This window comes from Pseudonocardia sp. (assembly GCF_029263155.1).
GTDB lineage: Bacteria > Actinomycetota > Actinomycetes > Mycobacteriales > Pseudonocardiaceae > Pseudonocardia.
In genome coordinates this window covers 23,116-33,953 of sequence record NZ_JAJCYB010000039.1, presented here as the reverse complement: position 1 = coordinate 33,953, position 10,838 = coordinate 23,116, and the positions used below count along the sequence as shown (strand labels likewise).

The 10,838-nt window shown below is 74.7% G+C and carries 12 protein-coding genes and 1 pseudogene; 9 read left to right on the top strand and 4 right to left on the bottom strand.

The window, feature by feature from the left end; genetic code table 11:
* Positions 1 to 133: 133 nt before the first annotated feature.
* The gene (locus Q1K26_RS06875) at positions 134 to 502 is read right to left on the bottom strand and encodes a hypothetical protein (RefSeq protein WP_300008585.1); all 369 of its coding nucleotides are present in this window, start codon (positions 500 to 502) and stop codon (positions 134 to 136) included.
* A gap of 131 nt (positions 503 to 633) precedes the next feature.
* Here Q1K26_RS06875 and Q1K26_RS06870 point away from each other — a divergent pair, with 131 nt between their 5' ends.
* The 4 genes from Q1K26_RS06870 to Q1K26_RS06855 all read left to right on the top strand — a co-directional run bounded on the left by Q1K26_RS06870 (position 634) and on the right by Q1K26_RS06855 (position 5,079).
* Positions 634 to 2,106: an AlkA N-terminal domain-containing protein gene (locus Q1K26_RS06870; RefSeq protein ID WP_300008594.1), complete on the top strand. Its 1,473-nt coding sequence runs from the start codon at positions 634 to 636 to the stop codon at positions 2,104 to 2,106.
* The gene (locus Q1K26_RS06865) at positions 2,103 to 2,597 is read left to right on the top strand and encodes a methylated-DNA--[protein]-cysteine S-methyltransferase (RefSeq protein WP_300008583.1); all 495 of its coding nucleotides are present in this window, start codon (positions 2,103 to 2,105) and stop codon (positions 2,595 to 2,597) included. Before Q1K26_RS06870 ends, Q1K26_RS06865 begins: the two co-directional genes overlap by 4 nt.
* 213 nt (positions 2,598 to 2,810) lie before the next feature.
* The gene (gene rmuC, locus Q1K26_RS06860; RefSeq protein ID WP_300008581.1) at positions 2,811 to 4,337 is read left to right on the top strand and encodes a DNA recombination protein RmuC; all 1,527 of its coding nucleotides are present in this window, start codon (positions 2,811 to 2,813) and stop codon (positions 4,335 to 4,337) included.
* A 202-nt stretch (positions 4,338 to 4,539) separates the two neighbouring features.
* On the top strand, positions 4,540 to 5,079 hold the full coding sequence (locus Q1K26_RS06855; RefSeq protein ID WP_300008579.1) for a DUF6542 domain-containing protein: 540 nt from the start codon (positions 4,540 to 4,542) through the stop codon (positions 5,077 to 5,079).
* On the opposite strand, the gene Q1K26_RS06850 is transcribed toward Q1K26_RS06855, so the two are convergent.
* Entirely contained in the window at positions 5,006 to 5,965 is a 960-nt protein-coding gene (locus Q1K26_RS06850) for a 4-hydroxy-3-methylbut-2-enyl diphosphate reductase (RefSeq protein ID WP_300008577.1), read from the bottom strand. The genes Q1K26_RS06855 and Q1K26_RS06850 overlap by 74 nt on opposite strands.
* A gap of 178 nt (positions 5,966 to 6,143) precedes the next feature.
* Between Q1K26_RS06850 and Q1K26_RS06845 the strand changes: the two genes are divergently transcribed.
* The 3 genes from Q1K26_RS06845 to Q1K26_RS06835 are packed head-to-tail and all read left to right on the top strand — an operon-like array spanning position 6,144 to position 8,252.
* Positions 6,144 to 6,689 (top strand): lipid droplet-associated protein, encoded by a 546-nt coding sequence (locus tag Q1K26_RS06845; protein ID WP_300008575.1) that lies wholly within the window; start codon positions 6,144 to 6,146, stop codon positions 6,687 to 6,689.
* Positions 6,686 to 8,008, top strand: a complete 1,323-nt coding sequence (gene xseA, locus Q1K26_RS06840; protein ID WP_300008573.1) for an exodeoxyribonuclease VII large subunit — start codon at positions 6,686 to 6,688, stop codon at positions 8,006 to 8,008. The genes Q1K26_RS06845 and xseA overlap by 4 nt, the downstream gene beginning before the upstream one ends.
* Positions 8,001 to 8,252 carry an exodeoxyribonuclease VII small subunit gene (locus Q1K26_RS06835; RefSeq protein WP_300008572.1) on the top strand — a complete coding sequence of 84 codons (252 nt, stop codon included), beginning with the start codon at positions 8,001 to 8,003 and terminating at the stop codon, positions 8,250 to 8,252. Before xseA ends, Q1K26_RS06835 begins: the two co-directional genes overlap by 8 nt.
* Here the strand turns inward: Q1K26_RS06835 and Q1K26_RS06830 are convergent.
* Positions 8,235 to 8,834, bottom strand: coding sequence for a DUF4245 domain-containing protein (locus tag Q1K26_RS06830; RefSeq protein ID WP_300008570.1), 600 nt, complete (start codon positions 8,832 to 8,834; stop codon positions 8,235 to 8,237). The two genes, Q1K26_RS06835 and Q1K26_RS06830, sit on opposite strands and share 18 nt — an antisense overlap.
* Before the next feature lie 148 nt (positions 8,835 to 8,982).
* Here Q1K26_RS06830 and glpX point away from each other — a divergent pair, with 148 nt between their 5' ends.
* Both glpX and Q1K26_RS06820 read left to right on the top strand, forming a co-directional pair.
* On the top strand, positions 8,983 to 10,029 hold the full coding sequence (gene glpX / locus Q1K26_RS06825; RefSeq protein ID WP_300008568.1) for a class II fructose-bisphosphatase: 1,047 nt from the start codon (positions 8,983 to 8,985) through the stop codon (positions 10,027 to 10,029).
* A 28-nt stretch (positions 10,030 to 10,057) separates the two neighbouring features.
* A pseudogene (locus Q1K26_RS06820) lies at positions 10,058 to 10,216 on the top strand (L,D-transpeptidase); the annotation flags it as partial.
* 1 nt (position 10,217) lies between these two features.
* On the opposite strand, the gene Q1K26_RS06815 reads toward Q1K26_RS06820, so the two are convergent.
* Positions 10,218 to 10,781: a Uma2 family endonuclease gene (locus Q1K26_RS06815; RefSeq protein WP_300008566.1), complete on the bottom strand. Its 564-nt coding sequence runs from the start codon at positions 10,779 to 10,781 to the stop codon at positions 10,218 to 10,220.
* Between the last annotated feature and the right edge of the window lie 57 nt (positions 10,782 to 10,838).

Genomic DNA, 10,838 nt, shown 5'->3' with positions numbered 1-10,838 from the left:
AGGTCACACCGCGCGTCTGGTGAGTGCAGAACGAGCCCCGCAGCGGACCGACCGACAGATCCCGTTAAAGGCACGCAGCCAGTCAGACGTTGGGTCAGGACGACCGCTGCGGGGCTCCCCTACATACTCACTGTCAGTCGTCGCCGTCGCCGTCGTCATCGCCGTCGTCGTCGTCATCGCCGTCGTCGTCGTCATCGCCGTCGTCGTCGTCATCGCCGTCATCGCCGTCGTCGTCCCCGTCGTCGTCCGCCGGGGGCGGTGCGACGTAGCCGTTCGGGTCGCGAGGTGCTTCCCGCGCCGGGGTGAGCTCCGGTTGCGGTCGTTCGGGTACGTCCGGCACCGCCGTCTCGACGTCGGCGACGACCCCGGGCACCGCGGGCACCTCCACGCGGATGGGTTCGACGCCCGCCGGGTCGTCCGGGGAGGACGCCGCGGTGGTCACGCCGACCACGACGCCGGCGAGGAGCACGAGCCCGGTCGCCACGGTCAGGGGAGTTCGCATGGCATCCATCCTGCGGGCGGCGAGTGGACGGATCGTGAGAATCAGATGAGAGCGCGCTCATGTTCGAGTGCGCAGCCGTGTCCGAAAACCGCCAGTGCGCGGGTGGCGGGGGTGGCACAGTCGTCCCCGTGATGCTCGACCACGACCGCTGCTACAACGCGCTCGCCTCCCGCGACGCGCGGTTCGACGGGCACTTCATCGCGGCCGTGCGCAGCACCCGGATCTACTGCCGCCCCTCCTGCCCGGCCATGAAACCCAAGCGTGCCAACGTGGAGTTCCTGCCGACGGCGGCCGCCGCGCAGTTGCGTGGCTACCGCGCGTGCCGGCGCTGCATGCCCGACGCCGTTCCCGGCTCGCCCGCCTGGAACACCCGCGCCGACCTCGCCGCCCGCGCCATGCGTCTGATCGGTGACGGCCTCGTGGAACGCGCGGGCGTCACCGGCCTGGCCGCTGCGCTGGGCTACTCCGAGCGGCACCTCACCCGCGTGCTCACCGCCGAGCTCGGAGCAGGCCCGCTCGCGCTGGCCCGCGCCCACCGCGCCCACACGGCGCGACTGCTGGTCGAGACCACGCCGCTGGGCATGGCCGACGTCGCGTTCGCGGCCGGGTTCACGAGCGTGCGGCAGTTCAACGACACCGTGCTCGAGGTGTACGGCGTGCCGCCCACGACGCTGCGCTCGGAGGCCGGACGGCGGCGCGGGTCCGGGCCGGCCGTGGCCGGCACTCTCGTGCTGCGGCTGCCGTTCCGCGCACCGCTGGACGCCGACGGGCTGCTCGCGCACTTCGCGGCCCGCGCGCTGCCCGGCGTCGAGCGGGTGGCCGGCGGCACGTACGCCCGCACGCTGCGGCTCCCGCACGGCGCGGCCACCGTCGAGCTGGCTCCGACGGCCGCCCACGTGCGCGCCACGCTGCGCCTCGTCGACCCCCGCGACCTGGGCCCGGCCGTCGCCAGACTGCGCAGGCTGCTCGATCTCGACGCCGATCCCGTCGCCGTCGACGAGGTGCTCGGGGCGGACCCCGCGCTCGCCGACCGCGTCACCGCGGTACCCGGGATCCGCGTGCCGGGAAGCGTCGACGGGCTCGAGACGGCGGTACGCGCCGTGCTCGGCCAGCAGGTGTCGCTGGCCGCCGGCATCACCGCCACCGCGCGGCTGGCCGCTGCGCTCGGGACGCGCCTGCCGCCCGAGCTCGCGGCCGGGGGCCCGGACCTGCTGTTCCCCGCCGCAGCCGAGATCGCGGCCCACGGAGCGGGCCTGATCGCGGGGCCGACCCGGCGCACCGCCACCGTGGTGGGTCTGGCCGCGGCCGTCGCCGACGGCTCGCTCGTGCTGGACGCGGGCCGGGACGCCGCGGGCCTGCGGGCCGCCCTGCTGGCCCTGCCCGGCATCGGCCCCTGGACGGCGGGCTACGTCGCGATGCGCGTCGTCGGCGAGCCCGACGAGCTGCTCGCGACCGACCTGGCCGTGCGCCGCGGGGCCGGGTCCCTCGATCTCCCGTCCGATGTGGACGGGCTCACCGCGCGGGCGGAGCGCTGGAAGCCCTGGCGCTCCTACGCCGCAACACATCTGTGGCGCGCCGCCACCACCCCCCGGAGGACATCATGAGCACATGGTCCACGTTGGACACCCCGCTCGGGCCGTTCACGGCCGTCGTCGACGCGGACGGGGCCGTGCTGGCCTCGGGCTGGACGGCCGTGCTCGACGACCTGCTCCCGTTGATCCACGCCTCGCTGCGGCCGGCCGAGCTCGCCGAGGGCGACCTCGGCACCGCCGGCGAGGCGATCACCTGCTATCACGCGGGTGAGCTGTCCGCGATCGACGGCGTGCCGGTGCGGCAGCGCTTCGGCGAGTTCCTGGAGCACGCGTGGGACGTGCTGCGGGCGGTTCCGGCAGGCGCGCCGGTGACCTACACGGAGTACGCGGCGAAGGCCGGCAGGCCCGCGGCGGTGCGGGCGGCCGCCTCGGCCTGCGCCCGCAACGCGGCGGCCCTGTTCGTCCCGTGCCACCGGGTGCTGCGCAGCGACGGCACGCTGGGCGGGTTCCGCTGGGGCGTGGAGGTCAAGCGGCGACTGCTGGAGCACGAAGCCACCGGCTGAGGCCGGGGACGCGTCGTCGCACAGGCTTCAGCTCGTCGCACAGTTTGCCGCTCGTCGCACAAGCTGCACGCGCTGCGAGGATCCGCAACCTGTGCGACCACGTCCGGCCGGCGTCGTACATGCGTTCGACCGTTCGGCGACGCGGTGCGGCCGGTGGTCCCCGCCCGGCGTGTTCGGCCGGGTTCTGTCGGGGGTCGGCGGCACCCTGATCACGTGGACACCACCTCCGTGCTGCTGATCGGCCTCGCCGTGGGGCTCGGGCTCGGCGCGGTCGCCGCGTGGGCGCTGGCCACGGCCCGGGCCCGGGCCACCGTGGCCGAGGCCGCCCGCACCGCGGCCGACCACTCCGCCATGGCCCGTGCCGACGCCGCCGGCCTGCGCGCCGAGCGCACCGCGCTGCTCGAGCGCGTCGACGAGCTCGGTGAGCAGCTCGACCGCGCCGTGGGGCGGCTGCGCCGCGCCGAGTCCGACGCCGCGGGCGCGCACGCCGCCCTGCGCAGCGAGCGGGAGGCGGGGGCCCGGCGCGAGGAGCTGCTCACCCATCGGGACGCCGAGCTCAAGCAGGCGTTCCAGGCGCTGTCGGCCGACGCGCTGGCGCGCAACAACGAGCAGTTCGTCGCGCTGGCCGAGGGGCGGCTCCAGGAGGCCACGGCGGCACTGCACGCCAAGGCCGACGGTGACGCGGCCGCCCGCAGCCACGCCATCAGCGCGCTGCTGGACCCGATGACGTCCACGCTGGCGCGCGTCGAGGGACAGCTGCGCGACGTGGAGAAGGAGCGCCAGTCGGCGTACGCGGGGCTGCGCGAGCAGGTCAGCGCGATGCGGCTGAGCTCGGAGCAGCTCCAGGGCGAGACCAAGCAGCTGGTCAACGCGCTGCGCGCGCCGCAGGTGCGCGGGCGGTGGGGCGAGCTGCAGCTGGAACGCATCGTGCAACTCGCCGGCATGGTGGAGCACTGCGACTTCTCCACGCAGGTCACCGGACAGGGCGAGGACGGCGGCGTGCGCCCGGACATGGTGGTGCGCCTGGCGGGCGGCAAGCAGGTCGTCGTCGACGCGAAGGTGCCGTTCGCGGCGTACCTGGAGGCGGTGGAGAGCCGCGACGCCGGGGTGCACAAGGAGCGCCTCGCCGCCCACGCGCGCCAGCTGCGCCAGCACGTCGACCAGCTCAGCGCCAAGAGCTACTGGGAGGTGTTCGAGCCGTCCCCGGAGTTCGTGGTGCTGTTCGTGCCCGGCGACCCGTTCCTGGAGGCGGCGCTGCAGGCCGACCCGTCGCTGATGGAGCACGCGTTCGTGCACAACGTCGTGATCGCCACGCCCACCACGCTGATCGCGCTGCTGCGCACGGTCGCCTACAGCTGGCGGCAGGAGGCCCTGGCCGCCAATGCCGCGCAGGTGCACCAGCTCGGCAAGGAGCTGCACGGGCGGCTGGCCACGATGGGCACGCACGTCGCGAAGCTCGGCCGCAGCCTCGACGCCGCGGTGGGCAGCTACAACCAGACGGTCAGCTCGCTGGAGGCGCGGGTGCTGGTCACGGCGCGCAAGCTCACCGACCTCAAGGTCGCCGACGACGAGCTCGCCGCACCGGGCCAAGTCGACCGTGCGCCGCGGGTGATCGCGGCGCCGGAGCTGGTGGCCTCGGCCGCCGACGCGCTGGTCGCGCTGCACCAGCGGGAAGCACACGAACGCGACCGCGAACGTGACGACCGGGGCGGGGAGTCGCGCGCTAGCCTGCGCGGATGACCCCCGATCTCCTCGTTCCGCGGTGCCCTCGCCCCGGTGACCGGGATGCGGAAAGGCCGCACGACGCGACGCAGGCGGCCGGATCGCCGACCCGGCAGGGTCCGCCGCGGCGAGCCCGCCGGGCCGCTGTACGCCCGTGTGCGCCGCCGACACCACGTGGACGGCCGGCCGGCGCGCGAGCCACCGTCGCGGCCTGGGCACCGTGACCGTCGACGTGGCCGAGCGCGGTGCGGGCGGGCGCTGGCCGGTGCCGGACCGCTCGCTGATCGCCACCGTGCTCGGGGTGCCGCCGCTCGCAGCGGTCGGGCTCGCGGCCGCGCTCACCGGCCTGGGCGTGCTGGTCGACCTGCTCCGCGCCGGCACGCTCGGCGCCGTGTTCACGGTCTGCTACCTCGGCGGCTGCGTGCTGTCGGTGTGCTGGGTCCGTCGCCGCAGCCTGTTCGGGCCGATGGTGGCGCCACCGCTGCTGCTCGCCGTCGCCGTGCCGGTCGTGGTGCTGCTCGCGGGCTCGCCCCGGCCGGGCACCGGCATCTCCGAGCGCCTGCTCACCATCGGCGCACCGCTCGTCAACAGCTTCCCGATGATGGCCTGGACCACCGGAGCCGTGCTCGCGATCGGCGTCGGCCGGATCCTCGCGCAGCGGCCCGGCGCCGAGCCGGAGAAGAAGGTCAGCGGGCGGGCGCGCGGGAAGGCCGCAGCTCGCGGGGCAGGGAGAAGGTCAGGGTCTCCTCGGCGGTCGTGATCTCCTCCACCGAGCCGAACCCGTGCTCGGCGAGATGGTCGAGCACGCCGCGCACGAGCACCTCCGGCACCGACGCGCCGCTGGTCACGCCCACGGTCCGCACCCCGTCGAGCCAGGTGTCGTCGATCTCGCGCGAGTAGTCGATCAGGTGCGACGCGCCCGCGCCCGCCTGCAGCGCCACCTCCACCAGCCGCACCGAGTTCGACGAGTTCGTGGAGCCGACCACCAGCACGAGATCGCACTGAGCCGCCATCGCCTTGACCGCCACCTGGCGGTTCTGCGTGGCGTAGCAGATGTCGTCGCTCGGCGGGTTCTGCAGGGCGGGGAACCGCTCGCGCAGCAGCCGCACCGTCTCCATCGTCTCGTCGACGCTGAGCGTGGTCTGCGACAGCCAGATGACCTTCTCGGGGTCGCGGACCGTCACGTCCGCGACGTCCTGCGCGGTCTCCACCAGCTGGATGTGCTCGGGGGCCTCGCCCGCGGTGCCCTCGACCTCCTCGTGGCCGTGGTGGCCGACCAGCAGGATGTCGTAGTCCTCGCGGGCGAACCGCTTGGCCTCGTGGTGCACCTTCGTGACCAGCGGGCAGGTGGCGTCGATCGTGCGCAGCTCGCGGGCCTTCGCCTGCTCGTGCACGGCGGGCGAGACTCCGTGCGCGGAGAACACGACCAGCGCGCCGGACGGCACCTCGTCGGTCTCGTCGACGAAGATCGCGCCGCGTGCCTCCAGCGTCTCCACGACGTGCTTGTTGTGCACGATCTGCTTGCGGACGTAGACGGGGGCGCCGTGCTTCTCCAGGGCCAGCTCGACGGCCTCGACCGCGCGGTCGACCCCGGCGCAGTAGCCGCGGGGCTTGGCGAGCAGGACGCGCTTCGCGGGGACGGACATGGGCGCCAGCCTACGGACGCGCCGCCGCGGCGGCCGCGCATCGTGTCCCGTCGCACCCGATTCCGCACTTCGGAGCCACAGCGCGGGTTCTGGGTGCGTGGAACAGCAGTACGGCTCCGAAGTGCGGTCCGAGGGCCCGGGGGTGCCCGATCCGCGCGCACGGGCGAGAATGAGCCGCATGATGCCGCTTCCGCTGCCGGTGCGCCTCGCCGCCGGTCTCGTCGCCACCGCCGTGGAGCAGGCCCGGGATCTGCCCCGCCTCGTCGTGGAGTTCCCGGTCACCGCCGTCAGCCAGGCGCTGCAGGTCTCGATGCGCATGCAGCAGCGGGTCACCGAGCTGGCGATCAAGGGTGACCGGGCGCTCGGCGCGTTGCGGCCGGTCGAGGAGAGGCCCAGCTGGGCCACGTTCGACGACGACGAGCCGCCGCACCGCAACGGCGCCAGCACCGTCACCGAGCTGCGCCCGCCCGCGCCGCCGCGGGTGGCGCGGCCCATCCCCGTGTCCCGCCCGGAGAGCCCGCCGTCCCCGCCCGCACCCGTCTCCGACGAGCCGCCCGTGCTGCCCGGCTACGCCGAGCTGTCGATCCCGCAGCTGCGCGCGAAGCTGCGCACGCTCTCGCCCGCCGACCTGCGCGCGCTGCTGGCGTGGGAGCAGGCCCACGACGCGCGTCCGCCGTACGTCACGATGCTGACCAACCGGATCACCACGGTCACGGAGGCATGAACGCGCCCGCCCGGAGCTCCAGCACCGCGGAGCAGCCCTGGCCGGTCCGCACGGTCGCTCGCAAGATCGCCGAGTGGGTCGACCGGCTGGGGGCGGTGTGGGTCGAGGGCCAGCTCGCGCAGGTCACCGCCCGGGCCGGTACGGGCACCGCGTTCCTGGTGCTGCGCGATCCCGCCGCCGACGTGTCGCTGCAGCTCACCGCACCGATCGGGCTCGTCCGCGACGGCGGGGCGGCGGTCGCGGAGGGCAACCGGGTCGTCGTGCACGGCAAGCCGTCGTTCTTCCTCGGTCGCGGCACCCTGAGCCTGCGCGTCGACGAGATCCGCGCCGTCGGCATCGGGGAGCTGCTCGCGCGCATCGAGCGGCTGCGCACGCTGCTCGCCGCGGAGGGGCTGTTCGACCCCGCCCGCAAGCGCCGCCCGCCGTTCCTGCCCGGCTGCATCGGGCTCGTCACCGGCCGGGCCTCGGCCGCCGAGCACGACGTCGTGTCGAACGCGACGGCCCGCTGGCCCGCCGCCCGGTTCCGGATCGAGCACGTCGCCACCCAGGGTGCGCTGGCCGTGCCGCAGATCGTGGACGCGCTCGGGGCGCTGGACCGCGACCCGGCCGTCGACGTCATCGTGCTCGCCCGCGGCGGCGGCAGCGTCGAGGACCTGCTCCCGTTCTCCGACGAGACGCTGTGTCGCGCCGTCGCCGGCTGCCGCACACCGGTCGTCTCCGCGATCGGGCACGAGCCCGACACCCCGCTGGTGGACCACGTCGCCGACGTCCGCTGCTCCACCCCGACCGAGGCCGGCAGGCGCCTGGTGCCCGACCTCGCCGAGGAGACCGCCCGCATCGCCGGGCTGCGCGACCGCGCCCGCCGCGCGCTGGCCGGCTGGGTCGATCGCGAGGAACGCCTGCTGGCGGCGCTGCGCGGGCGCCCGGTGCTGGCCGACCCGCTGCACGGCATCGAGGCGCGGCTGACCGAGGTGGAACGGCTGCGCGACGCGGCCCGCGGGTCCGTGGAGCGCGGGCTCGACCGCCGCGGCGTCGAGATCGAGCACCTGCGCGCCCGGCTGACGACCCTCGGCCCCGCGGCCACGCTGGCACGGGGGTACGCGGTGGTGCAGCGGCTCGTCGACGGGCCCGGGCCGCCGCCGGTGCTGCGCTCGGTCGGCGAGGTGGCCGCCGGGGCGGTCCTGCGGATCCGCGTCGCCGACGGTGCGGTGCCGGCCACGGTGGTCGCGGACCACGCCACCGCGGCCGAGGTCCCGGTCGCCACGCCGGGTCCGCGCAGGAGGACGACACGCACGAGGACGGGACGGGCCGATGGCTGAGCAGGCCGTGGTGGACACGCTGGGCTACGAGCAGGCGCGCGACGAGCTGGTCGAGGTGGTGCGCGCGCTGGAGGCCGGCGGGCTCTCCCTCGACGACTCGGTGGCGCTGTGGGAGCGGGGCGAGGCGCTGGCCACCCGCTGTGAGGAGCAGCTCGCCGGTGCCCGCGAGCGCGTCCGCTCCGCCCTGGACGCCCGCGCCGACCGTGCGGGCACGGGCGAGGTCGGGTCAGCCGCCGACCGGTAGCCGCTCGCCGGTCAGCAGCGCCCCGGCCAGGGCCTGGAAGTCCTGCTCGGTGCCGCTCCCGGTGATCAGCACGCGCACCCCGTCGAGCTCACCGATCCAGATCGGTTCGTCGTCGGGTGCCCCGTACACCACGAACGTCAGACCGCCGACGTCGGTGGTGCCCCGGGCCGGGACCGCCGCGGCCCCGGTCTCGGCGGCGAGCAGCGCCTCCTCGGTGGCGTCGCTCTGGACCAGCCGCAGGTAGCGGCCCTCCGAGGTGAGGTAGCCGACCCGGACGGACCGACCGGCCGCCTCGTCGGCGGGGTCCACGCGGTCCTGGCCCACGGAGTTCGACCGCCAGCCCGGCGGTACCCCCGGCACGCGCAGCGCGAACGGCACCGTCCGGGCGAGGTCGCGCAGCTCGGCGGGGGCGTCGACGACCGGCAGCGCGCCCTGGTCGACCGTCGGCCCGCCCGGGCTGAACGTGCAGCCGCGGGTGACCCCGCCGATCACGACGACGACCAGCGCCAGCACGCCGATCGCCACGAGCATGTCGCGCAGGGTCATCGCCGAGCGCGGGGGTTTGCGGGGCGGCTCCGTCACGTGACCATCATCCCGCCGCGCGGCGCGACCGTCGTCTCAGGACCCGCCCACGGCGGCGGGTCATCTGCGAGGATCGACCGAATCCCCCGTCGCCGCGCCGCGCCGCGCGGCTGCCGCACGAGCACGCACCCAGCAGGAGGCCGGAGAGATGACCAGCACCAGGCGCCGGGAGGCCCCCGACCGCAACCTCGCGATGGAGCTCGTCCGGGTCACGGAGGCGGCGGCGATGGCGGCGGGCCGCTGGGTCGGGCGCGGCGACAAGAACGGCGGTGACGGTGCCGCCGTGGACGCGATGCGCCAGCTCATCGGCAGCGTGTCGATGCGCGGTGTCGTCGTCATCGGGGAGGGCGAGAAGGACGAGGCGCCCATGCTGTTCAACGGCGAGGAGGTCGGCAACGGTGAGGGCCCGTGGTGCGACGTGGCCGTCGACCCGATCGACGGCACCACGCTGATGGCGAAGGGCATGCCGAACTCCGTGGCCGTGCTCGCCGTGGCCGAGCGGGGCGCGATGTTCGACCCGTCCGCGGTGTTCTACATGGAGAAGCTGGCCGTCGGCCCGGAGGCGGCCGACGTGATCGACCTGACCGCGCCCGTCGCCGAGAACATCCGGCGGGTGGCGGGGGCCAAGCACCTGGGCGTCAGCGACGTCACCGTGTGCGTGCTCGACCGGCCCCGCCACGACCAGCTCGTCGCCGAGATCCGCAGCACCGGAGCCCGCATCCACTTCCTCTCCGACGGCGACGTCGCCGGGGCGATCTCCGCCGCGCGCCCGGACTCCGGCGTCGACATGCTCTACGGCATCGGCGGCACGCCCGAGGGGATCATCACCGCGGCGGCGCTGAAGTGCATGGGTGGTGCGATGCAGGGCCGGCTGTGGCCCAAGGACGACGAGGAGCGGGCACGGGCCGTCGCGGCCGGGCACGACATCGACCGCGTCCTCACCGCCGACGAGCTGGTGCGCGGCGACAACGTGTTCTTCTGCGCCACCGGTATCACCGACGGCGACCTGCTGCGCGGCGTGCACTACCGCGGCGGCGGCGCCACCACGCAGTCGATCGTCATGCGTTCCAAGTCGGGCACCGTCCGCATGATCGACGGCTATCACCGGCTGACGAAGCTGCGCGAGTACTCCACCGTGGACTTCGACCTGTCCGACGAGCAGCTGGCGAGGCACGAGCACCACCCGCTGCCGTGATCCGCGACCACGTCAGCCCGACCTACGACGCCCCATGCCGTACTCGGTGTTCTTCAGCGGGGGCATCGCCTACCACCAGGGCAGCCTGAGCGAGCAGTCGCACGGCTGCATCCACCTGTCCCGCTCGGCGGCGAAGGAGTTCTTCGCCGCGCTGGACCGCGGTGACGCGGTGCAGGTCGTGAGCTGATTCAGCCCAGGTCGGCGAACAGCGCGTCGACGTCGAGCGCGAAGCCGGGCAGCAGTGGGCTGGTGAGCTCCTCCCCCGCCGCGAACTCGACGGCGTCGGCGAACCCCGGGCCGGAGTCGTCGCGGCGAAACACCAGCACGGTGGACGACGCGGTGTCGACCAGCCACAACTCGGTGGTGCCCGCCGCCTCGTACTGCCGCAGCTTCGGGCCGACATCCAGCGCCCAGGTGCCCGGCGAGCGCACCTCGATCGCCAGCTCCGGCGGGCCGTCGTGGCGGACCCCGCGGGGGCGCTGCGCCTTCCACCACACGTCGGGCTTGTAGACGTGGCCGTCGGCGAGCACCCAGTTGCCGCCGATGCCGGCGCGACCGTGGTCGGTCTGCTCGCGCAGCGCCGTCAACAGCCGGGACACCACCTCCTGATGGTCGAAGGCCGGATCCATCTCGTACACCACCCCGTCGACGAGTTCCGAGCCGATCGGGTGGTCGCCGGAGAGGAACTCGTCCGCGGTGATCCGCGGGGCTGTGACGAGGGTGCTCGGGACGTGGGCCGTCATGGCTGTCATGGTCGCACTGTGGCAGGCACCACCGACAGTGTCCGGCGAACGGGAGAACGAGGGAGA